This is a genomic window from Streptomyces carminius (genome assembly GCF_002794255.1).
Taxonomy (GTDB): domain Bacteria; phylum Actinomycetota; class Actinomycetes; order Streptomycetales; family Streptomycetaceae; genus Streptomyces; species Streptomyces carminius.
This window is the reverse complement of sequence record NZ_PGGW01000017.1, coordinates 66,570-88,804: the sequence shown is the minus strand read 5'-3', so window position 1 is coordinate 88,804 and position 22,235 is coordinate 66,570. Positions and strand designations below refer to the sequence as shown.

At 75.5% G+C, this 22,235-nt stretch carries 16 protein-coding genes and 1 riboswitch; of the genes, 8 read left to right on the top strand and 8 right to left on the bottom strand.

Annotation, left to right across the window (positions count from 1 at the left end; translation table 11 throughout):
- The first annotated feature begins 430 nt into the window (after window positions 1-430).
- The 4 genes from rlmN to CUT44_RS05730 all read left to right on the top strand — a co-directional run bounded on the left by rlmN (window position 431) and on the right by CUT44_RS05730 (window position 5,663).
- Entirely contained in the window at window positions 431-1,537 is a 1,107-nt protein-coding gene (rlmN, locus tag CUT44_RS05745; RefSeq protein ID WP_100201063.1) for a 23S rRNA (adenine(2503)-C(2))-methyltransferase RlmN, read from the top strand.
- A 112-nt stretch (window positions 1,538-1,649) separates the two neighbouring features.
- A riboswitch (TPP riboswitch) is annotated at window positions 1,650-1,783 on the top strand.
- The gene (locus CUT44_RS05740; RefSeq protein WP_100201062.1) at window positions 1,778-2,875 is read left to right on the top strand and encodes a thiamine ABC transporter substrate-binding protein; all 1,098 of its coding nucleotides are present in this window, start codon (window positions 1,778-1,780) and stop codon (window positions 2,873-2,875) included. (Overlaps the previous riboswitch by 6 nt.)
- The gene (locus CUT44_RS05735; protein ID WP_408646713.1) at window positions 2,851-4,608 is read left to right on the top strand and encodes an ABC transporter permease; all 1,758 of its coding nucleotides are present in this window, start codon (window positions 2,851-2,853) and stop codon (window positions 4,606-4,608) included. The genes CUT44_RS05740 and CUT44_RS05735 overlap by 25 nt, the downstream gene beginning before the upstream one ends.
- Window positions 4,609-4,610: 2 nt before the next feature.
- Window positions 4,611-5,663, top strand: coding sequence for an ABC transporter ATP-binding protein (locus tag CUT44_RS05730; protein WP_100201060.1), 1,053 nt, complete (start codon window positions 4,611-4,613; stop codon window positions 5,661-5,663).
- Window positions 5,664-5,701: 38 nt separating this feature from the next.
- Here the strand turns inward: CUT44_RS05730 and CUT44_RS05725 are convergent, their stop codons facing one another.
- The 3 genes from CUT44_RS05725 to CUT44_RS05715 form a co-directional block, all read right to left on the bottom strand.
- A complete protein-coding gene (locus tag CUT44_RS05725; protein ID WP_100201059.1) occupies window positions 5,702-6,835 on the bottom strand; it encodes a hypothetical protein in 1,134 nt (377 codons plus the stop codon).
- A complete protein-coding gene (locus tag CUT44_RS05720) occupies window positions 6,817-7,584 on the bottom strand; it encodes an ABC transporter ATP-binding protein (protein WP_100201122.1) in 768 nt (255 codons plus the stop codon). The genes CUT44_RS05725 and CUT44_RS05720 overlap by 19 nt, the downstream gene beginning before the upstream one ends.
- A gap of 207 nt (window positions 7,585-7,791) precedes the next feature.
- Complete coding sequence (locus CUT44_RS05715; protein ID WP_100201058.1) at window positions 7,792-8,199, bottom strand: hypothetical protein; 408 nt, start codon at window positions 8,197-8,199, stop codon at window positions 7,792-7,794.
- Window positions 8,200-8,511: 312 nt separating this feature from the next.
- Here CUT44_RS05715 and CUT44_RS05710 point away from each other — a divergent pair, with 312 nt between their 5' ends.
- Window positions 8,512-9,960 carry a gamma-aminobutyraldehyde dehydrogenase gene (locus tag CUT44_RS05710; protein WP_100201057.1) on the top strand — a complete coding sequence of 483 codons (1,449 nt, stop codon included), beginning with the start codon at window positions 8,512-8,514 and terminating at the stop codon, window positions 9,958-9,960.
- A 252-nt stretch (window positions 9,961-10,212) separates the two neighbouring features.
- On the opposite strand, the gene CUT44_RS05705 is transcribed toward CUT44_RS05710, so the two are convergent.
- From CUT44_RS05705 to gabT, 4 genes are all read right to left on the bottom strand, one after another.
- A complete protein-coding gene (locus tag CUT44_RS05705) occupies window positions 10,213-10,917 on the bottom strand; it encodes a glycerophosphodiester phosphodiesterase (RefSeq protein WP_233221250.1) in 705 nt (234 codons plus the stop codon).
- Window positions 10,905-11,978, bottom strand: a complete 1,074-nt coding sequence (locus CUT44_RS05700; RefSeq protein ID WP_100201056.1) for an adenosine deaminase — start codon at window positions 11,976-11,978, stop codon at window positions 10,905-10,907. Before CUT44_RS05700 ends, CUT44_RS05705 begins: the two co-directional genes overlap by 13 nt.
- A gap of 63 nt (window positions 11,979-12,041) precedes the next feature.
- Entirely contained in the window at window positions 12,042-12,860 is an 819-nt protein-coding gene (locus CUT44_RS05695) for a phosphatase PAP2 family protein (protein WP_332888252.1), read from the bottom strand.
- A gap of 248 nt (window positions 12,861-13,108) precedes the next feature.
- Entirely contained in the window at window positions 13,109-14,461 is a 1,353-nt protein-coding gene (gabT, locus tag CUT44_RS05690) for a 4-aminobutyrate--2-oxoglutarate transaminase (RefSeq protein ID WP_100201055.1), read from the bottom strand.
- A 291-nt stretch (window positions 14,462-14,752) separates the two neighbouring features.
- On the opposite strand from gabT, the gene CUT44_RS05685 reads away from it, so the two are divergent.
- On the top strand, window positions 14,753-16,900 hold the full coding sequence (locus CUT44_RS05685; protein WP_199185622.1) for an ATP-binding protein: 2,148 nt from the start codon (window positions 14,753-14,755) through the stop codon (window positions 16,898-16,900).
- Between the two features lie 202 nt (window positions 16,901-17,102).
- Window positions 17,103-18,869 (top strand): PucR family transcriptional regulator, encoded by a 1,767-nt coding sequence (locus tag CUT44_RS05680; protein WP_100201054.1) that lies wholly within the window; start codon window positions 17,103-17,105, stop codon window positions 18,867-18,869.
- A gap of 36 nt (window positions 18,870-18,905) precedes the next feature.
- On the opposite strand, the gene CUT44_RS05675 is transcribed toward CUT44_RS05680, so the two are convergent.
- Complete coding sequence (locus tag CUT44_RS05675) at window positions 18,906-20,252, bottom strand: M14 family metallopeptidase (RefSeq protein ID WP_100201053.1); 1,347 nt, start codon at window positions 20,250-20,252, stop codon at window positions 18,906-18,908.
- A gap of 323 nt (window positions 20,253-20,575) precedes the next feature.
- Between CUT44_RS05675 and CUT44_RS05670 the strand changes: the two genes are divergently transcribed.
- Window positions 20,576-22,030, top strand: a complete 1,455-nt coding sequence (locus CUT44_RS05670; protein ID WP_100201052.1) for an aldehyde dehydrogenase family protein — start codon at window positions 20,576-20,578, stop codon at window positions 22,028-22,030.
- Window positions 22,031-22,235 lie beyond the last annotated feature (205 nt).

Here is a 22,235-nt window from a genome sequence, read left to right as displayed (position 1 = left end):
CGCCCGCCCCGTCGCGGGGCAGGGGCCCGCCGCTGCCCCAGCGGCGGGCCCCTGCCGTGTCAGGTGCCGGGGTTACCGGACGGCGGAGCCGATCGCGGATCCGGCCGCCGGGAGACCGTCCGGGCCGGAACCGGACGTGACGGCGGGCCGGCCCTCCTGGCCACCGGTGACGTTCGGCCACGGCAGGGCATGGGGCTGCCCGGTGGGGGAGGGCCCGTCGGGCCGAAGTCATCGGCCTCGCCCTCGGCCGGGACGCCGGGCAGGGAGAAGGCTGACCGCACCCGTTCCGGCGACGGACCCCCGGGCCTCACCGGGCGCACCGACCGCCGGGTGCGCCGTGGCCGGCGACGGCGGAGGACGGCCGGGGGTGACCACGGTCGCACCGCTCCGGGCCGGGACGCCGCCGCCGGTCTGCGACACTGGAGGGGTTATGCCTGCACCCGGAGAACTCACCTTTGTCGCGCCGCGCGGAGCCACCAAGCCGCCGCGGCATCTCGCCGACCTCGATCCCGCCGAGCGGCGGGAGGCGGTCGCCGCGATCGGCGAGAAGCCGTTCCGCGCCCAGCAGCTGTCCCGGCACTACTTCGCCCGGTACGCCGCCGAACCGGCCGCCTGGACCGACATCCCGGCCGCCGCGCGCGGCAGGCTCGCGGACGCGCTGCTGCCCGAGCTGATGACCGTGGTGCGGCACGTCACCTGTGACGACGGCGCCACCCGCAAGACCCTGTGGCGGCTGCACGACGGAACGCTGGTGGAGTCCGTGCTGATGCGCTACCCGGACCGGGTCACCATGTGCGTCAGCTCGCAGGCCGGCTGTGGCATGAACTGTCCCTTCTGCGCCACCGGGCAGGCCGGACTGGACCGAAACCTGTCCACCGCCGAGATCGTCCACCAGATCGTCGAGGGCATGCGCGCCCTGCGAGACGGGGAGGTGCCCGGGGGCCCGGCCAGGCTGTCGAACATCGTGTTCATGGGCATGGGCGAACCGCTGGCCAACTACAACCGGGTCATCGGCGCCGTCCGCCGCCTCACCGACCCCGAGCCCGACGGACTGGGCCTGTCCCAGCGCGGCATCACCGTCTCCACCGTCGGCCTGGTACCGGCGATGCGCCGGCTCGCCGACGAGGGCCTCAAGTGCCGGCTGGCGGTCTCCCTGCACGCCCCCGACGACGAACTGCGCGACACCCTGGTGCCGGTCAACACCCGCTGGAAGGTCCGCGAGGTCCTCGACGCCGCCTGGGAGTACACCGAGCGGTCCGGGCGCCGGGTCTCGATCGAGTACGCCATGATCCGCGACATCAACGACCAGGCGTGGCGCGGTGACCTGCTGGGGCGGCTGCTGGCCGGGAAGCGGGCACACGTCAACCTCATCCCCCTCAACCCCACCCCCGGCTCCAAGTGGACCGCCTCCCGGCCCGAGGACGAGCGCGCCTTCGTCGCCGCCCTGGAGGCCCACGGCGTGCCGGTCACCGTCCGCGACACCCGGGGGCAGGAGATCGACGGGGCCTGCGGCCAGCTCGCCGCCACCGAACGCTGACGCGAGCGCTGACACCGGGCGCCGGCGGTACGGGCGGCGGCTGGTACCGTGGCGGCGGCCGCGACGTTCGCACACGGTGCCGAAGCGGTCGAACAGCGGACAACGGAACAGCAAGTACCGACAGGGGAGCGCGCACAGCGCTGAGAGTGCGGTGCCGCCGCCCGGGCGAGGAGCCCGGCCGGTGGGCCGCAGACCCTCGAACCTGATCCGGTTAGCACCGGCGTAGGGAGTCAGCACAGCATGGTCACCACATTCCGGCGTGCCCTCGGTGTCGCCGTCCTCGGCACGCTCACCGCCTCCGCCCTGGCCGCCTGCGGCGGCTCGGGGGACGGCCCCGGCGCGGAAGGCGGGGACGGGAAGAAGGGCAGCACCGTCACCCTCGTCAGCCACGACTCCTTCGCGGCCTCCGAGGAGGTGCTGAAGGAGTTCACCGAGCGGACCGGCCACAAGGTGCGGGTGCTGCGCGGCGGCGACGCCGGATCGGCCCTCAACCAGGCCGTCCTGTCCAAGGACAACCCGCAGGGCGACGTCTTCTTCGGCGTGGACAACACCCTGCTCTCCCGGGCCCTGGACAACGGCCTGTTCACGCCCTACGAGGCACAGGGCCTGGAGAAGATACCCGCCGAGTACCGCCTGGACGGCGAGAAGCACCGCGTCACCCCCGTCGACACCGGCGACGTCTGCGTCAACTACGACCGCGCCTGGTTCGCCGAGCGGGACATCGAACCGCCGAAGACCCTGGACGACCTGACCGAACCCCGCTACAAGGGCCTGCTGGTCACCGAGAACGCCGCCTCCTCCTCGCCCGGCTTGGGCTTCCTGCTGGCCACCGTCGCCGAGTACGGCGAGGAGTGGGCCGAGTACTGGAAGAAGCTGGAGGCCAACGGGGTCGAGGTCGTCGACGGCTGGGAGCAGGCCTACTACGACCGCTTCTCCGGCTCCGCCGGCGGCGAGGGCGGCGGTGACCGGCCGCTGGTCGTCTCCTACGCCTCCAGCCCGCCCGCCGAGGTCCTCGACGCCGACCCCGCGCCCGAGCGGGCCCCCACCGGGGTGGCGACCGGCACCTGCTTCCGGCAGATCGAGTTCGCCGGGCTGCTGAAGGGCGCGGACAACCCCGCCGGCGGCAAGGCGCTGCTGGACTTCCTGGTGAGCGAGACCTTCCAGGAGGACATGCCGCTGCAGATGTTCGTCAACCCCGTCCGTGAGGGCACCGAACTGCCCGAGGTGTTCACGAAGTACGGCGAGAGGATCGAGGACCCGTACACCATGGCCCCCGGCAGGATCGCCGAGAACCGCGAGGCGTGGATCGACACGTGGACCTCGCTCGTCGTGAGGTGACCCGCCGCGAGGCGAGGGAGGCAGGGGAGACGAGGGAGGCAGGGGAGGAGAGGAAGGCGGGAAGGGGGAGCGGCACCCTCCGGTCGGCGGTGCCGCGGCTCGCCCTGACGGTCCCGCCCGCCGTCTTCCTCGCGCTGTTCTTCGCCTACCCGGTCGCCGCCATCACCGCCCGCGGCCTGTACGAGGGCGGGCGATGGCACCCGGAGCGGTTCGCCGAGGTGCTCACCGATCCCGGCATCCTGGGCGTGCTGTGGTTCACGCTGTGGCAGGCGGCGGCCTCCACCGCCTTGACCCTGCTGCTGGCGCTGCCCGGCGCCTACGTCCTGGCCCGGTACGACTTCCCCGGCCGGCGGCTGCTGCGCGCGGCGGTCACCGTACCGTTCGTGCTGCCCACCGTCGTCGTCGGCTCCGCGTTCCTGGGACTGCTGGGCCGCGGCGGGCTGCTGGCGCAGTGGGGCGTGCCGCCGGTCACCGGCCCCGCCGCGATCCTGCTCGCCCACGTCTTCTTCAACTACGCCGTGGTGGTCCGGATCGTCGGCGGGCTGTGGGCGCAGCTCGACCCCCGGCAGGAGGAGGCCGCCCGGGTGCTCGGCGCGGGCCGCCTCGCGGCCTGGCGCACCGTGACGCTCCCGGCGCTCGCCCCGGCCGCGGCCGCCGCCGCGCTGATGGTCTTCCTGTTCACCTTCACCTCCTTCGGCGTCGTCCAGATCCTCGGCGGCCCCCGCTACGCCACCCTGGAGGTGGAGATCTACCGGCAGACCGCCCAGCTGCTGGACCTGCCCACCGCCGCCGTGCTGACCCTGGTGCAGTTCGCCGCGGTCGCCGTCCTGCTGGCCGTCCACGCCCGCACCGTCCGCCGCCACCGGGGCACCTCGGGGCTGGTCGACGCCGCCGGCACCGCCCGCCGCCCGCGCGGGCCGCGCCAGTGGACGCTGCTGGCCGCCGTCGTGGCCCAGGTCGCCGTGCTGCTCCTGACCCCGCTCGCCGTGCTCGTCGAGCGCTCCCTGAGCGGGCCCGACGGCTACGGACTGGCCCACTACCGCGCCCTGGCCTCGGCCGACGCCTCCGGCGGGACCTTCACCGTCGCCCCGCTGGAGGCGGTCGGCAACTCGCTGTCCTACGCCGCCGTCGCCACCGCGATCGCCCTGGCCGTCGGTGTCCCGGCCGCCGTCGCACTCACCCTGCGCGGGCCGGGCGGGAGCGCCGGGCATCTGGTGCGCGGCCTGGACGCGCTGCTGATGCTGCCGCTGGGCACCTCGGCGGTCACCGTCGGCTTCGGCTTCCTGATCGCCCTGGACGAGCCCCCGCTGGACCTGCGCTCCTCGTGGATCCTGGTCCCGCTGGCCCAGGCGCTGGTCGGGGTGCCGTTCGTGGTGCGGGGCCTGCTGCCGGTGCTGCGGGCCGTGGACCACCGGCTGCGCGAGGCCGCCGCCGTGCTGGGCGCCTCGCCGGCCCGGGTGTGGCGCGAGGTCGACCTGCCGCTGGTCCGGCGGTCGCTGCTGGTCGCGGCGGGCTTCGCGTTCGCCGTCTCCCTCGGGGAGTTCGGCGCCACCGTCTTCATCGCCCGAGCCGACGCCCCCACCCTGCCCGTCGCCGTCGCCCGGCTGCTGGGCCGGGCCGGTCCGGAAAACTACGGCCAGGCGATGGCCCTCAGCACCATTCTGATGGTGGTGTGCGCGGCCGTCCTGCTGGTGCTGGAGGGCATTCGCACCGAACGACACGGGGAGTTGTAGGGATGGCCGCGCTGCGCCTGGAGTCGGTCACCGTCCGGTTCGGCGGCCGCACCGCCCTGGACGCCGTCGACCTGGACGTCGCCGAGCACGAGATCGTCTGCGTGCTGGGCCCCTCCGGCAGCGGCAAGTCCACCCTGCTGCGGACCGTCGCCGGGCTGGCGGAGCCGGACGCCGGACGGGTGCTGCTCGCCGGCCGCGACCAGCGGGGGGTGGCGCCGCACCGGCGCGGGGTGGGCCTGATGTTCCAGGACCACCAGCTCTTCCCCACCCGCGATGTCGGGGGCAACATCGCCTTCGGCCCGCGGATGCGCGGCGAGTCCCGCGCGCGGGCCGAGGAGCGGGTCGCCGGGCTGCTGGACCTCGTCGGACTGCCCGGTGCCGCACGCCGCCGGGTGACCGAGCTCTCCGGCGGCGAGCAGCAGCGCGTCGCGCTCGCCCGCGCGCTCGCCCCCGGTCCCGGGCTGCTGATGCTGGACGAGCCGCTCGGCCAGCTCGACCGTTCCCTGCGCGAGCGGCTGGTGGTCGAGCTGCGGCAGCTCTTCCGCCGGCTGGGCACCACCGTGCTGGCGGTCACCCACGACCAGGGCGAGGCGTTCGCGCTGGCCGACCGGGTGGTGGTGATGGAGGAAGGACGCGTTGCCCAGACCGGCGGCCCGGTGGAGGTGTGGCGGCGTCCCGTCTCCGAGTCCGTCGCCCGTTTCCTGGGCTTCACCAACATCGCCGCCGCGACCGTGCGCGGTACGGCGGCCGACACCCCCTGGGGGACGGTGCCCGTGCCGCCCGGCACCCCGCCCGGGGCGCACACCCTGCTGATCCGGCCCGCCGGGGTGCGGCTGACACCCGCCCCGGCCCGGGGCCTGCCCTGCACCGTGGTCGCCCGCACCCTGCGCGGCGGCGGTTCCTCGGAGCTCGCGCTGCTGCTGCGGCCCGGCTCCGGGCCGGACCTGGAGGCGTCCTGCCCGCTGCCCGCGGCGCCGGAGCCGGGTACGGCCGTCGGTGTCTCCTTCGACCCCGGCGAGATGGTCGTCCTGGGTGCCGCCGCGGGCCCGGAGTGACGCGCGCCGGGCACTCGCCCGGCCCCACCCGGGCACTCTCACCGGGTCAGCGGCAGTACGGCCAGCTCCGCGACCAGCCACACCAGCGGGCCCAGTACGGCCAGCAGCGCCGCCACCCGCAGCGCCGCCACGGCGCGCAGCTGTCCGGCGGAGACGCCCAGCCGGCGCAGACCGTCCGTGAGCGGGGCGCGGACGGCGCCGGCCTCCGCCGCCGAGCCCAGGGCGCTGCCCACCGCGCACACCAGGACCACCGCGGCGCCCAGCGCCACCGCCGGTCCGCCGCCCGGCTTCCCGGCGCCGGGCGGGTACAGCCGTCCCGCCGCCAGCGCGACCGCCGTCACCGCGCACAGGATCCCCAGCGGCCGGCCCAGCTGCGGCGCCTGGGCCCGCAGCGTCCGGCCCGCCAGCAGCCGCAGCGCGCCCGGCCGTCCCGTCGCCAGCAGCAGTCCGCACAGCTGGACCAGTCCGGGCCCGGCCAGCGTCAGGCCCGCGGCGACGATCAGCCAGCCGCCGAGCACACCCGGGGCCGGGCCGTCCGGTGAGCCGGGCAGCGGCACCCGGCCGCCGACCGCGCCGCCGGCCCGGTCGGCGGCGTAGGCCACCGCGGTCAGCCCGACCGCGGTGACCGCCACCCCCCACGGCAGCTCCGCCGACAGGGGCGGCGGCCGGTGGGGGAGCGCCGCCGGGGCGGTGCCCGGGGCGGTACGGCCGCGCCGCCGCAGCGCCACCGTGCTCGCCCCGGTCGCGGCCAGCGGCGGCAGCGCCAGCAGGGTCAGCGCGGCGGCCCATGGCAGCCCGTCGGCCGTTCCGCCGCGCAGCTGGAGGAAGACGGCCAGGGCCAGCACGCTGCCCGCCGTACAGCACAGTGCCGTGCACACCGCGGCCAGCAGCGCCAGCCGAGCCGGGCCCACCCCGACCGCGTCGAGCCCCGCGCGGGGCCGCGCGCACGGGTCGACACGGGCCGCCGCGACGGCGAGCTGCGTCCCGGCGGCCAGCGGTACCACGCACCACAGCAGCCGGACCAGCGCCGCCCCGGGGTCCGCGGGGCGCGCGGCGGCGTGCTCCAGGGCGCCCAGCAGCAGCAGGCCCACGGCTCCGGCGACCACGGTCACCAGGGCCCGGCACCCCAGGGCCGCCGGACCGGCGGTGCGCACTAGACGGAGAGCGAGCACGCCGTCCTGCCCTCCGGTCCCGCGGTTCCGGACGCCGTACCGCCGAACACCCCGGCCGGCTCCCCGGCCGGCTCCCCGGCGTCTGTCCGGCGGCCGTCCACGAGCGTGATCCGGCGGTCCGCCACCCGGGCGGTCTGCTCGTCGTGGCCGGCCAGCACGACGGCGATCCGGTGGGTGCGGGCCGCGGCGGTCAGGGCGCGCAGCACCTGGGCCCGGTCGGCCCGGTGCAGCGGCGCGGTCGGCTCGTCGGCGAAGACCACGGCAGGGGAGTGCGCCAGGGCCCGTGCGACGGCCACCCGCTGCCGCTGCGACTGCGGCAGCGCGCCCGGCAGGCTGCGGGCGCACCCGCCGACGTCCAGCCGGTCCAGCCACTCGTACGCGGCGCGGCGGGCGGCGCGGCGCCCGCGGCCCGCCAGCAGCAGCGGCAGCGCCGCGTTCTCCCAGGCGGTCAGCTCCGGCAGGAGCCGCGGCTCGTCGCCGACCCAGCCGAAGCGGCGGCGGCGCAGCCGCTCGCGGGCGGGGGCGGGCAGGGTGTGCAGGGGGACGCCGTCGAACCACACCTCGCCGCGGCCGGGCACCAGCCGTCCCGACAGGCAGTCCAGCAGGGTGGACTTGCCGCAGCCGCGTGCTCCGGTGACGGCCAGGACCTCGCCCTCACGAACCCCGACGGAGACGTCCAGCAGCGCGGGCGACCCCTCGTGCTCGTAGTGCAGTCCGCGCGCCCAGAGGAGGTCCTCGGGTGCGTCCATCATGACGGGCACCTCCGCTCGCGTCCGGCATCGTGTCTTCCCCCGACGGGGAACGAGCACCGGGGACATCGGTCACTGGCACGGTACGGACCCCGGCCGCGGCACGGGCGGCACCGGACGCCGGTGCCGCGCGGTTTCCTCCGAATGGTCCCCGGCGCCGGTGCCGGAGCACTCCGGTCACGGACCCGGTGCGGTGCGGTGCCGCGGCTACCCCCGGGCCGTCGCGGCGAAGCGCACGAAGCCGGCGGCCCGGGGGGCGAACGTGAGCGGGCACTGCCCGCCGAGTGCCGCACGCACGCCCGCCGCCACCTCGTCGTCCGGCTCGCCGAACACCTCGAAGCGCTCCACCCGGCAGTGCTCCATCACCTCCCGGATGTACGGGTCCGCGAGCCTCCAGTGCGCGCGGACCGCGTCGGAGTCCCGGTAGAGCTGGAAGCTGTGGGCGAGCATCCGCTCCTCGTCGATGAAGGTCTCCACCATCAGCTGCGGTCCGTGCCGCCGCGCGAACTCCACGGCCCGGACGACGGCGTCGCGGAAGTCCTCCAGACGGCCGTCGGCGATGCGCATGGTGTTGCGGAAGAGGAGGGTCGTGTCGTCCTGTGTGGTCGTGGTCATGGTCCGAGCCTGGCACCTCAACCGCGCTTGAGGTCAAGCATCCCGTCCGGGCCGGGGTGTGACGGCGGGTCGGCGGGTCGGCGGGTCGGCGGGTCGGCGGGAGACTCCGCGGGGGCGGGCTCACGGCCGGGGCAGCGGCATGCCGCGAGGAGGGGGTCCTCGCATGGATCGCCATCGAGGAGTACGTCGGGTCTTGCGCCGTTAGAGTGTTTGGGCAGGAAGAAATCCCGGGCCGGAGGGTGTGCCCAACAGGTTCTCCGGTGGTTAGGGTGGGTGTCTCATTCATCGGACAACAGAGCAGGAGGGTGCGAAGTGGCCACCGAACTGCGCCGGCTCCGCAACCACATCGGCGGGGAGTACCGGGACGCCGCCGACGGGCGCACCACCGAGGTCGTCAACCCGGCGACCGGTGAGGCGTACGCGACCGCCCCGCTGTCGGCCGCCGCCGACGTCGACGCGGCCATGGCCGCCGCCGAGTCCGCCTTCCCCGTCTGGCGCGACGCCACCCCCGGCACCCGGCAGACACTCCTGCTGAAGGTGGCCGACGCGATGGAGCGCCGGGGCGGGGAACTGCTGGCGGCCGAGTGCGAGAACACCGGCAAGCCACTGGAACTGACCCGGCAGGAGGAACTGCCGGTGATGATCGACCAGGTGCGCTTCTTCGCGGGCGCCGCCCGGCTGCTGGAGGGCCGCTCCGCGGGCGAGTACATGGCGGGCATGACGTCCTTCGTGCGGCGCGAGCCGGTCGGCGTCTGCGCCCAGGTGACCCCCTGGAACTACCCGATGATGATGGCCGTGTGGAAGTTCGCCCCGGCCCTGGCCGCGGGCAACACCGTCGTCCTCAAGCCCTCGGACACCACCCCGGCCTCCACCGTGCTGCTGGCGGAGATCATCGGCGGGGTGCTGGCGGAGATGGACCTGCCCGCCGGTATCTTCAACGTCGTCTGCGGCGACCGCGACACCGGCCGGCTGCTGGTCGAGCACCCCGTCCCGGCCATGGCCTCCATCACCGGCTCGGTCCGCGCGGGCACGGAGGTCGCCGGCAGCGCCGCCAGGGACGTCAAGCGGGTCCATCTGGAACTGGGCGGCAAGGCCCCCTGCGTGGTCTTCGAGGACGCCGACATCGCCGCGGCGGTCGAGGGCATCCGCGACGGCGGCTTCTTCAACGCGGGCCAGGACTGCACCGCCGCCACCCGCGTCCTGGTGCACGAGTCGGTCCACGACGAGTTCGTCGCGGCGCTGACCAAGGCCGCCGCCGAGGTGCGGACCGGCGACCTCGGCGACGAGGACTGCTTCTACGGGCCGCTGAACAGCGCCGCCCACCTGGCGAAGGTCACCGGCTTCATCGAGCGCCTGCCCGGCCACGCCAGGGTGGAGACCGGCGGCCACCGGGTCGGGGAGCGGGGCTGGTTCTTCGCCCCGACCGTCGTCTCCGGTCTGCGGCAGGACGACGAGATCGTGCAGGAGGAGGTCTTCGGCCCGGTCATCACCGTCCAGCGGTTCACGGGCGAGGAGCAGGCCCTCGCCTGGGCCAACGGTGTCGAGTACGGCCTGGCGTCCTCGGTGTGGACGAAGGACCACGCCCGCGCCATGCGCGCCTCCCGGGCGCTGGACTTCGGCTGTGTGTGGATCAACACCCACATCCCGCTGGTCGCCGAGATGCCGCACGGCGGCTTCAAGAAGTCCGGCTACGGAAAGGACCTCTCCGCCTACGGCATGGAGGACTACACCCGCGTCAAGCACGTGATGACTGCGCTGTGACGCCGTGACGCCGTGACCGCGGCGGGGACGGAAGAGGGCCGGCGGTTTCCGGGCCCGGCACGTCCCGGCCCCTGCCGCACGCACGGCCCGGTGACGGTGTCCCCGGGGCCTCGGACCGAGCCGGGGCGCCGTCAAAGACGCCGACGGGGTCCGGCCGCCGCGCTGTCCGTCCGCCGGGTGGCGGCCGGACAGCGCGGACGCGCGCGTACGGTGCCGGACCGGAGCGTGCGGTTCCCGGATCCGCAGCGGCGCTCAGCGCCGCCGGTCCAGCACCGCGCGCAGGACGTCGACACGGTTGGTGGTGATCGATTCCACGCCCAGCGCGACCAGCCGCCGCATGGCGCGGCCGGTGTCCGGCGTCCAGCACGACACCCGCACCCCGTCCCGGCGCGCCCGTGCCACCAGGGCCGGGCCCAGCAGTCCGAAGCGGTAGTTGAGCCAGGCCGGGCGCAGGGACGCCAGCAGGGTGGGGCGGACGGGTGCCGCCCGCTGCCAGGTCAGGGCGAGCTCCGCGCCGGGCTCCGCCGCCCGCACGGCGAGCAGCGCCGCCGGGCCGCCGCACCAGTACACGCACTCCGGCGCGCCCGCCGCACGGACCTCGGCCACGGCGGCGGGGACGGCCGCCGGGTCCGGCAGGTCCACCAGCAGCCGGGTGCCGGGCGCGGTGGCCACCGCCGCCAGCGCCTCGCCCAGCGCGGGGACGCCCGCAGGGAGGTCGCGGTCGCGGACGGCGGCCAGCGGGCGGTCCACCCCCCACAGGCGCTCCAGCGTCGCGTCGTGGAGCAGCACCGGGGTGCCGTCGGCGGTGAGCCGGACGTCCACCTCCACCGCGTCCGCGCCCGCCGCGAGCGCCGCGCGGACGGAGGCCAGGGTGTTCTCCCGCTCCAGGTACGGGTGGCCGCGGTGGGCGACCGCCGTGACGTACGGCAGGGGCGCGGGCCCGGTCAGGACGACCACGCGGCCAGGTGGGCGTCGATCCCGGCGAGCAGCTCCGCCCTGACCTGGTCGGGGGCGAAGGAGGCGGTCACGGCGTCGCGCGCCAGGGCCGCCACCCCGGCCGCGTCCAGGCCCAGCAGCCGGGCGGCGATGCCGTACTCGGCGCACAGGTCGGTGCCGAACATCGGCGGGTCGTCGCTGTTGACGGTGACCAGGACCCCCGCCTTGGCCATCTCCACGACCGGGTGCTCCGCCAGGGAGGCCACCGCCCGGGTGGCCAGGTTGGAGGTCGGGCAGACCTCCAGCGGGATCCGGTGCTCCACCAGGTGCTCCAGCAGCCGCGGGTCGCGCGTGGCGCTGGTGCCGTGGCCGATGCGCTCGGCGCGCAGCGAGGTCAGGGCGTCCCAGATCGTCTCCGGGCCGGTGGTCTCGCCGGCGTGCGGGACGCTGTGCAGGCCCTCGGCGATCGCCCGGTCGAAGTACGGCTTGAACTGCGGGCGCGGCACCCCGATCTCCGGTCCGCCCAGCCCGAAGGAGACCAGCCCCTCCGGGCGCAGCTCGCAGGCCATCCGGCAGGTCTCCTCGGCGGACTCCAGGCCGGCCTCGCCGGGGATGTCGAAGCACCACCGCAGGGTGACGCCCAGCTCGGCGGACGCGGCCCGGCGGGCGTCCTCGATGGCCTCCATGAAGGCCTCGGCGGGGATGCCGCGCCGCGTCGAGCTGTACGGGGTGACGGTCAGCTCGGCGTAGCGGATGTTCTGCCGGGCCATGTCCCGGGCGATCTCGTACGTCAGCAGCCGGACGTCCCCGGCGTCGCGGATCAGGTCCACCACGGACAGGTAGACCTCGATGAAGTGCGCGAAGTCACGGAAGGTGAAGTACTCCGCGAGCGCGTCGGCGTCGGCGGGGACGGACGAGTCCGGGTGCCGGGCGGCCAGCTCGGCGACGATGCGCGGGGACGCGGAACCGACATGGTGGACGTGCAGTTCGGCCTTGGGCAGACCGGCGATGAAGGCGGACAGGTCGCCGGAGCCGGACCGGGCCCCGGGGACGGATCCGGAACCAGCTCCGGAAACAGACAAGGTTCCTCCAGACGGACGGATGCGCGGCCATCGTAGGCACGCCGGGAGCACCGCGCATCCGGGTCACCGGCGGGCCCGTCCCCGCTCCGGGAGCGCGGCCGCCGGGCCGTGATGTGCTCCGCCGCACGCCTCGGGCGGGCGCGGCGGTGCCGGCGGCCCGGGTGTGCGGCGGGCGGCCCACCGGACGGCGGCCAGCAGCGGCACCCCCAGGCACCAGCCGCCCAGCACGTCCAGCGGCCAGTGGTAGCCCCGCCACACCAGTCCCGCGCCGACCCCGGCGCACAGCAGCACGGCGGCCGCGGGCAGCGTGCGGCGCAGCGCCGCGCGGACGTACGGCAGCACCACCAGCGCGGCGGCACCGTAGGCGACCAGGGCCGTGACCGCGTGACCGGACGGGAAGTACCCCGTGCCGCCGAACGGTCCGGGCCGGTCGGTCAGTGCCTTCAGCGGCACCACCAGGGCCGGTACGGCGGCCATCGCCAGTACCGTCGCCGGTACCACTGCCGGCACCATCGGCCGCGGGCCGCGCGGATGCCGGCGTCCGCGCAGCCACACGTACCCCAGCGCCGCCGCCAGGACGGGCAGCGCCACCTCCACGTTGCCCAGGTCGGCGAGGAACTCGGCGGGACCGGCCGGCGGGGCGTTCGCCCGCAGCACCCGGGCCAGCCGCCCGTCCGCCGCCGCCAGCGGTCCGCCGGCCGTCACCTGCCAGGCGACGGCGGCCAGGAGCAGCAGCGGCAGAAGCAGCGCGGCGGAGACGGCCCGGGCGGCGGGCCGGCGGACGTCCCGCAGGCGCCCGGGGGGCCGGGCGAGCCGGGGGAAGCGAGACGGCGACCCCGGAACAGGGGGGAGAGTTCCGGGGCCGCCGTGACGACCGGTCACCGCGCGCCCCGGGGGGTGTGGGGCGGGCGGCCGTCCGATCGGTGAGGAGTGTGCGCGAGGGCACCACCGGGCCGGATGAGGGGAATCACCGGCTCGGCACCGTCCGCGGTCGCCCGCGGGCCGGGTACTGCGTTCTTCCGAGAAAGACCGTACGGCAGGCTCCGGGCGGTGGACAGCCGTGTCACCGCAAGGCCATGGCCCTCGCACACATTCTTCACGCCGCTCCCCACGCCCTCACCCGTCCCCGTTCAGCCGAGCCCGGCGAAGGCCTCCGCCAGCACGTCCAGTCCCTCGTTCAGCAGATCCTCGCCGATGACCAGCGGCGGAAGGAAGCGGACCACGTTGCCGTAGGTGCCGGTGGTCAGCACCAGCACACCGGAGCGGTGGCAGTGGCGCGCGACGGCGGCGGTGGACTCGGGGTCGGGCTCCTTCGTGCCCGGCCGCACCAGCTCGACCGCGAGCATCGCCCCCCGGCCGCGGACCTCGCCGATGACGCCGAACTTCTCCTGCAGCGCGGTCAGCCGGCCCTTCATGATCTCCTCGATGCGGCGGGCCCGCGCGTTGAGGTCCAGCTCGCGCATCGTCTCGATGGCACCCAGCGCGGCGGCGCAGGCCACCGGGTTGCCGCCGTAGGTGCCGCCCAGCCCGCCGGAGTGCACGGCGTCCATCATCTCGGCCCGGCCGGTGACGGCCGCCAGCGGCAGACCGCCCGCGATGCCCTTGGCGGTGGTGATCAGGTCCGGGACGACGCCCTCGTCCTCACAGGCGAACCACCGGCCGGTGCGGCAGAAACCGGACTGGATCTCGTCCGCGACGAGGACGATGCCGTTGTCCCTCGCGAACCGCTCGACGCGCGGCAGGAAGCCCTTCGCCGGCTCGATGAACCCGCCCTCGCCCAGGATCGGCTCGACGACGATCGCGGCGACGTTGTCCGCGCCGACCTGCTTGGTGATCTGGTCGATCACCTGGGCCGCGGCCTCCTCGGCGCAGTTGTCCGGACCGGTCGGCCAGCGGAAGGGGTAGGCCACCGGCACCCGGTGGACCTCCGGCGCGAACGGCCCGAAGCCGTGCTTGTACGGCATGTTCTTCGCGGTCAGCGCCATGGTGAGGTTGGTGCGGCCGTGGTAGGCGTGGTCGAAGACGACCACGGCCTGCCGCCCGGTGTACACGCGGGCGATCTTCACGGCGTTCTCGACCGCCTCGGCGCCCGAGTTGAGCAGCACCGAGCGCTTCTCGTGGTCGCCGGGGGTCAGCCGTGCCAGCTCCTCGCAGACCTCCACGTACCCCTCGTACGGGGTCACCATCGCGCAGGTGTGGGTGAACCGCTCCAGCTGCGCGGCGGCGCGGCGCACCACGGCCTCGGCGCTGTTGCCGACCGTGGTCACGGCGATGCCGGAACCGAGGTCGATGAAGGAGTTGCCGTCCACGTCCTGCAGCACCCCGCCCCCGGCGCGGGCCGCGAACACGGGCATGACGGTCCCCACGCCCTGCGCCACGGCCGCCTGCTTGCGGGCCATCAGCTCCCGGGACCTCGGTCCGGGGATCTCGGTGACGAGACGGCGCTCCTGGGGGAGGGCGGGGCCTCGGGACGGTCCGGTCATGTCGGGCTCCTCGGTGTGTCTCGATGTGTCTCGGTGTGTGGGTGTCGCGGTGTGGTCCGGCGCGGTGTCGGCGCGGAATTCGGTGGGAAACCGGTACGAAAGGGCGGTGCCGCTCCTCGCAGGCTAGGGGGAGGAGGGGGAGGCGGACATGCACCGCCGCGGAGAAGTGGCCGTGTCGTGTTGGCCGTGGTGGACAGGACCGGCTCCGCGGGGCGGCACACCGCCCGGACCGGGCACTAGATTGGGGCGGTGGACGGGCGAGGGCGCACCGGACGAGGAGCAGAGCGGGGCATGGTGGGCGACGGGACGCACGGGGCACGGGACGCGCGGGACCCGCGGGAGCTGCGGTGGGCGCACGGCGGTCCGGGGGCCGTACCGGCGATGCCCCCGCCCCCGCCGGTGCCCCCGATGCCGCGTCAGGCACCCGCCGCCGGGCCCGCCCTGACGGAGTGGCTGCGCACCGCGCGCCCCGAGGCGGAGCCGGGCGTGTGGCGGTACGGGCACCGGCCCAAACCCCCGGAGGACCCCGACCGGCTGGACGACCGGCAGCTGCTGGGCGGTGCGGCGCTGGCGCTGCTGGGCGGGCTGCTGGTCTGGTCGCTGGCCTACAACGGCTACCTCCCCCCGCTGATGTGGCCGCTGGGCTGGATCATGCCCGACTCCTGGCGGGGCACCGGGAAGGCCGTGAACCTCATCCACGTCTACCGGGTCGTGCTCGCACTCCTGCTGGCGTATGTCTTCGGCCGCCTCGGCCGCTGGGACGAGGTCTGGCGGCGCCATGTCCGCCCCCGGCCGGCGGACCGGGACGGCGCCGGGACCACCCCCGCGGCCGTGTCCGGGGGCGGACCCGCCGATCCGGTTCTGTGGCCCCGGCTGCGGGCCGCCGGCGAGCACGCCGCCGCCGACCGGCTGACCGCCGAGATCCACGCCGGGCGGATGACCGACGTGGACTACGCCCGGATCGAGCGCGCCTGGCAGTCGGTGCGGGCCGAACCCGCCCGGCAGCCGGAGTTCGCCCGGGAGGTGCTCGAGCGGGGCGCCGCCGCCTTCACCCACCCCTCCGGCGCCCGCGACCTGCCCGTACGGGCGGCCCGCCACGATCTGCTGACCGGTCAGGTACGGCTGGGTGCCGCGCCCGACGAGGAGCGCAATCCGTACGCCTACCGGGGCGTCCGCCTCGCTCTCGAACCGGCGCTGCTGAGTACGTCCCTGCTGGTGGTGGGGCCGTCCGCGGCGGGCAAGACCAGCCGGGTGGTGCGGCCGGCGGTGGAGTCCCTCGCGCTCCAGGCGCTCGCCGGGCGGGCCGCGGTGGTCGCCGTGGGCGCGCCGGGTGCCGGGCTCGGTCCCGACGAGGCCTACGACGTGGTGATCCGGCTCGGCAGCCCCGGTTCCGCCCACGACCTCGACCTCTACGGCGGCACCGAGGACCCCGACGAGGCCGCCGCCGTACTGGCCGAGGCGCTGGTCGGGGACGCGCCCGGCGGCCCCGGCGTTCCCGGCAGCGAGGCCGACACCCGCCGTGCCGCCACCGTCCTCGCCCAGCTGATCGGCCCCCACCGGGCGGCGCACGGCCGCTTCCCGTCCGTGCCCGAGCTGCGCGAACTGCTCGACGGGGTGCCGGTGGCGCTCGCCGCGCTGCGCCAGGCGTGCGAGGCGGCCGGGGACGGTGCCGCCCTGCGCGAACTGGACGCCCGCGAGCGCCAGTCGGGGCGCCCCGGTGATCCCGGCCCGCTGCTGGCCGACCGGATCGCGCTGCTGGACCGGCCCGCGTTCGCCGGGTTCTTCGACACCGGCGGCACCACCCGCCCCTTCGCCATGCGCGATCTGGAGCATCCGCTGCGGGTGCGGATCGACCTGCCCGAACGCGGGCACGCCGAGGCGTCCCGGCTGCTGGCCCGGCTGCTCCTCGCCCAGTTCACCGCCGGTGCCCGCAACCGTGACGAGCGCTCGCTGTTCGCCTGCCTGGTGCTCGACGACGCCGAGCAGACCCTCACCCCCGCCTCCGTACGGGCGGTGCAGCGGCTGCGGACCGCCAACGCGGGCGTGGTGCTGGCGCTGCGCAGCCTGGACGAACTGCCCGAGCCGCTGCGCGCGGCGGCCGTCGGGGCGGTCGGCTGCCGGGTGGTGCTGTCCGGGGTGAGCACCTGGGACGGTGAGGTGTTCGCGCAGGCCTGGGGCCGGGAGTGGGTCAAGACCGAGGACGTCACCCACAACCCCGACTTCTCCGGTGGGCCGCTCCGGCGCGCCGCCCGGGGAGTGCGCACCCTGTTCACGGGGGTGCGGGCGACCACGAGGTCGGTGACCGTGCGCACCGTCCAGCGGGAGCGGTGGTCCGCCTCCGACCTCGCCCACGAGGTGCCGCCGGGGCACGCGGTGGTGTCGCTCACCACGGTCCGCGGCGAGACGAGCCCGCCGGTGCTGACCAGACTCGGGGAATGACTGCGCCCCCGAAGACCTGAGGAAACACGCGGGACGAACCGGACACGGCGGTGCACCACGGCGCATGCGGTTGTACGGTTGGTAATGGTCCGGGCTTGCTGTCACTACCGTGTGGCCAAAAACCGCCGTCTCGCGTCACCACCCCGTCTGCCGGAAACCGCCGACGAAGCGGTCGGCCGCCGGAAAGGGCTTCCGATCAGCCATGCCGCTCACCCTCGCCTCGCTGGTCCAGCACTCCTCACTGAAACTCACCGTGCGCGCGGGTGAGGACCGGCTGGACGTACCCGTGCGCTGGGCGCATGTGAGCGAACTGGCCGACCCCGTGCCGTACCTGGAGGGCGGGGAGCTGCTGCTGGTCACGGCGATGAAGCTGGACGTCGAGGACGGCGACGCGATGCGCCGCTACGTCGGGCGGCTGGCCGCCGCCGGGGTGGTCGGTCTGGGCTTCGCCGCCGGGGTCGCCTACGAGACGGTGCCCCAGGCGCTGCTCACGGCCGCCCGGGAGGCCGGTTTCCCGCTGCTGGAGGTGCCCCGGCGCACCCCGTTCCTGGCGATCAGCAAGGCGGTCTCGGCGGCCAACGCCGCCGAACAGTACCGCGCGGTCACCGCGGGCTTCGAGGCCCAGCGCGAGCTGACCCGGGCCGCGCAGTCCGCGCGCGGCCCGGCCGCCCTGCTGGCGAAACTGGCCGCCCACATCGACGGCTGGGCCGCCCTCTACGACGCCTCCGGCGCGCTGGTCGCCGCCGCCCCGGCCTGGGCGGCCCGCCGCGCCGCGCGGCTGACCGGCGACGTGGAGCGGCTGCGCGACCGGCCCGCACCCGCCAGCGCCGTGGTGGGCGGCCCGCCCGCCGGTGCGTCCGGCCGGCCGGACGGCGGCCCGGACGGCGGACCCGGGAACCCGGCGGCCGACCGGGTGGAACTGCAGTCGATCGGCTCCGGGCGGCGGGCGCGGGCCGTACTCGCCGTCGGCACGGACGCCCCGCCGGGCACCGCCGAGCGCTACGCCGTCAACTCCGCCGTCGCCCTGCTGACCCTGGCCACCGAGCGGTCGCGCGCCCTGCGGGAGGCCGAGCAGCGGCTGGGCGCCGCGGTGCTGCGGATGCTGCTGGCAGGGGAGGGCGACCACGCCCGGGCCGTCGCGGGCACCCTCTACGGCGGACTGCTGGACGCGCCGCTGCGGGTGGTGGTGGCGGAGGGCATACCCGTACCGGCGGCCCGGCGGCCGTCCGGCACCCGGGACCGGGACCGGGAGGGCGGCACGGGCGGTCCGCCGTCACCACCCGCGGCGGCGGACGCCGGGCTGCCCCCGGCGGTGGAGGCCCTGGCCGCCAGGACCGAGGCGGCCGCGGCCCGGGCCGGGGAGTCGGTCCTGCTGGTCCCGCACGGCGACCGGTTGGTGGGACTGGTGACCGACGGCGGGGCCGCGGCCGCCGCCTGTGCGGACTTCGCCGCCGAGGGCGGCACCGCAGGCGCGGGCGAGGGAGCGGGCGGCCCGGAGCACGGGGTGGTCATCGGCCTCTCGGCCCCCGCCGGGCTGGCCGCCGTGACCGTCGCCCTCAAACAGGCCGAGCAGGCGCTGTCGGTGGCCCGCCGCCGCGGCCGGACACTCGTCGAGCACGAGGACGTCGCCTCCGGCTCGGTGCTCCCGCTGCTGGCCGACGACGCAGTACGGGCCTTCGCGGACGGCATGCTGCGGGCGCTGCGCGAGCACGACGCGCACGGCCGCGGCGATCTGGTCGCCTCCCTGCACGCCTGGCTCTCCCGGCACGGGCAGTGGGACGCGGCCGCCGCCGACCTCGGCGTCCACCGGCACACCCTCCGCTACCGGATGCGGCGGGTCGAGGAGATCCTCGGCCGGTCGCTGGACGATCCGGACGCGCGGATGGAGCTGTGGCTGGCGCTCAAGGCGACGACGGCCGTGCCGCCGGCCCGGCCCGCCGAGGGAGCGGACCGGGCGGCGCAGGTCTGACCTCACCGGCTCGGCCTCACCGGCCGGCGGCGCCGCTCACGCGGCGCAGTACTGCTCCTCCTTGCCGATCGAGCGGTACATGCAGTCGGCGTTCTCCAGCAGCAGGAGCACCGCGTCCTCGTTGCGGCTGGTCTCCCGCTCGATCACCTCGTCGGGCGGGTAGAAGCCCTCCGAGCCGTTGGGCCCGGGGTACATCTCGAAGGTGTAGCTGAAGATGCCGTGCTCGCCCCACATCCAGTCGTTGACGCTTCCGTCGGTGACGTACAGGTCGCTGGACTGCTGCGGGGTGTAGCCGTTGCTGTCGGCCATCGCCCGGCCCACGGCCGCGAAGGCGTCGTGGTCGTCCCGGGTGAGCCCGGGGGCGGTGTCGTCGTAGGTGTAGCCGTACGGCCACAGCACCAGTTCGCTGTAGGTGTGGAAGTCGATGTGTGCGGTGATCTGCTGCTCACCGCCGACGACCCGGCCGGCGACGAAGTCCATCACGGTCCGCACCTCGGGGGCGGAACCGGCGGACGGGCCGCGGTAGGTGATGTCGGAGGGGCTGCCCGAGGAGCCGCCGCAGCAGCCCCACTTGTAGGGCCAGTTGCGGTTGAGGTCGGTGCCGACGTACCGGGAGCCGGGGGTGGGCTGACGGTTCTTGCGCCAGCTGCGGTAGTCGCCGGTCGCGATGTCGTACTCGCCGCCGTCGGGATTGAGATCGGGGATGATCCACAGCTCCCGCTGGTTCACCATCCGGGTGATGCGGGAGTCCGAGCCGTACTGCCGGCCGAATTCCCGGATGATGTAGAGCGCCATCTCGACGGTCAGGTGCTCGCGGGCGTGCTGGTGGTGTGTGAAGAGCACCTCCGGTTCGGCCTCGTCGGTGCGGGCGTTGTCGCTGATCTTGATGGCCACGATGTCGCGGCCCTGGTGGGAGGTGCCGATGACCCGCTTGGTCATGATGTCCGGGTGCTCGGCGACATGGCCGTCGATGGCGGCCGTCATCTCGGCGTAGTTGTGGTAGCGGGAGTCCCTGGAAGGGAAGTCCAGGACGCCCGCCTCACCTTTCTCGGGGGCGCTTCCGGGCACGCGGGCCCAGGGAGCGGGCAGCGCGGCCAGGCGGTGGCCCGCCTTCCGGAGCCGCTCGGCCTGGGCGGCGTCGGCGGTGACCACCACCGAGTGCTCGCGCACGGCGTCCACGGACACGCCGGTGCGGGCGATGGCCGTGCGCTGCGGGGCACCGGTGACACCGGTGATCTCGTACTGCCGTTCGCCCGCGGTGGCGGCCCGCGGGCCGCCGTCGCCGGGCGCGGCGGTGGCCTGCGCCCCGAGCGGAACGGCCAGTGCGAGGGTGAGGAGGACGGCCGCGGTGGTGGACCGCCGGCCTCTGGTACGTATGCGCATCGCGTCTCCTGGGGTGTCCAGTTCGACGGGTGGGGTTGCGTGCCGTGTCATGATCGCGGCAAGAAGGGCCGACGGCAATGGCGCTCGCGGGAATCGGCCGCGCCCGCCCCGCCGAAACGTAGCGGGGAAACACCCCACTGCTACACGCTGGACAACAGCCCCGCGCAGGTACGGCCCCTACGGTGGAGGCGGGAGCGCCGACCGTGCACCCGTGCGCCACCGCCGGTTCCCGGCGCGTCCCGACCGCGCGCCTCCACACCTTCGCCGCTCCACACGACGGACCACCACGTCGGACCACCACCTCGGAAGGGCCGGGATACGCAGTGACCACAGCCACCTCTCCGCACGCGTTCTGGCTCGCCGGCCGCGAGGCGACCGGCGACGAGACCCTCACGGTCACCTCGCCCTGGGACGGCCGCACCGTCGGCACCGTCGCCGTCCCCACCGAGGACCAGGTCGAGCAGGCCGTGGCCGCCGCCGCTTCGGTGGCCGCCGAGTTCGCCGCCACCCCCGCGCACGTACGCGCCGCGGCCCTGGACCATGTCACGCGGCGGCTGACCGAGCGCACCGAGGAGATCGCGCGGCTGATCTCCGCCGAGAACGGCAAGCCCGTCAAGTGGGCCCGCGGCGAGGTCGGCCGCTGTGTCTCGGTCTTCCGCTGGGCCGCCGAGGAGGCCCGCCGCTTCAACGGCGGCACCGCCCAGCGGCTGGACTCCGACGCGGGCGGCACCGGACGCCTCGCCCTGACCCGCCGTTTCCCGCGCGGACCGGTGCTGGGCATCGCGCCGTTCAACTTCCCCCTCAACCTGTGCGCCCACAAGGTCGCCCCGGCCATCGCCGTCGGCACACCGATCATCCTCAAGCCCGCCCCGGCCACCCCGCTGTCGGGGCTGCTCATCGGCGAACTGCTGGCCGAGACCGGCCTGCCCGCCGGCTCCTGGTCGGTGCTGCCCGTCCCCAACGACCGCATGCCGTCCCTGGTGGCCGACGAGCGGCTGCCGGTGATCTCCTTCACCGGCTCCGGGCCGGTCGGCTGGTCCATCCTGGACTCCGTGCCCCGCAAGCGTGTCACCCTGGAACTGGGCGGCAACGGCGCGGCCGTGGTGCTGGCCGACTGGTCCTCGGACGAGGACCTGGACTTCGCCGCGCGGCGCATCGCCGCCTTCTCCAACTACCAGGGCGGCCAGTCCTGCATCTCCGTCCAGCGCGTCGTCGCCGACGCCTCGGTGTACGACCGGCTGGTGCCCAGGGTGATCGAGGCGGTCGAGGCGCAGGTCACCGGCGACCCCTCGGACGAGGCCACCGACGTCGGCCCGCTGATCAGCGAGGACGCCGCCCGGCGGGTGGAGTCCTGGGTGGAGGAGGCGGTCGCCGCCGGGGCGAAGCTGCTGACCGGCGGCAAGCGGGACGGTGCCGCGTACGCGCCCACCGTCCTCGCCGACGTGCCCGCCGACGTGCGGATCTCCTGCGAGGAGGTCTTCGGCCCGGTGCTGACCCTCGCCTCCGCCGAGGACGAGGAGGCCGCCTTCGCGGCGGTCAACGACTCGAAGTACGGCCTGCAGGCGGGCGTGTTCACCCACGACGTGCAGGCCGCCTTCCGCGCCCACCGAGCCCTGGAGGTCGGCGGCGTGATCATCGGCGACGTGCCCTCCTACCGGGCGGACCAGATGCCCTACGGCGGCACCAAGGAGTCCGGCACCGGGCGCGAGGGCGTGCGGTTCGCCATGGAGGACTACACCTACGAGCGGGTGATGGTCCTCACCGGCCTGGAACTGTGAGGCTCTGACGGGCGGGCCGGGGCCGGCCCGCCGGGGGCCGTGCCGGCCGGCCCCGCCACCAGCGCCCCGGGCCGCCGGGCCCCGGCCACACCGTCCTGGCCGCCACCGGGCTGTGCTCGGTGGCGGCCAGGACGGCCGGTTCCGACATGCCCGCCGTCGCCTGCCTGTTCGCGGTGTACGCCGCCGACCGGGCCGGGCGACCAGT

Coding starts and splice junctions, on each gene's coding strand:
- CUT44_RS05685 (WP_199185622.1), top strand. CDS start 14,753: ATGGTGGGCGACGGGACGCACGGGGCACGGGACGCGCGGGACCCGCGG.
- CUT44_RS05740 (WP_100201062.1), top strand. CDS start 1,778: ATGGTCACCACATTCCGGCGTGCCCTCGGTGTCGCCGTCCTCGGCACG.
- CUT44_RS05720 (WP_100201122.1), bottom strand. CDS start 7,584: ATGGACGCACCCGAGGACCTCCTCTGGGCGCGCGGACTGCACTACGAG.
- CUT44_RS05675 (WP_100201053.1), bottom strand. CDS start 20,252: ATGCGCATACGTACCAGAGGCCGGCGGTCCACCACCGCGGCCGTCCTC.
- gabT (WP_100201055.1), bottom strand. CDS start 14,461: ATGACCGGACCGTCCCGAGGCCCCGCCCTCCCCCAGGAGCGCCGTCTC.
- CUT44_RS05730 (WP_100201060.1), top strand. CDS start 4,611: ATGGCCGCGCTGCGCCTGGAGTCGGTCACCGTCCGGTTCGGCGGCCGC.
- rlmN (WP_100201063.1), top strand. CDS start 431: ATGCCTGCACCCGGAGAACTCACCTTTGTCGCGCCGCGCGGAGCCACC.
- CUT44_RS05680 (WP_100201054.1), top strand. CDS start 17,103: ATGCCGCTCACCCTCGCCTCGCTGGTCCAGCACTCCTCACTGAAACTC.
- CUT44_RS05715 (WP_100201058.1), bottom strand. CDS start 8,199: ATGACCACGACCACACAGGACGACACGACCCTCCTCTTCCGCAACACC.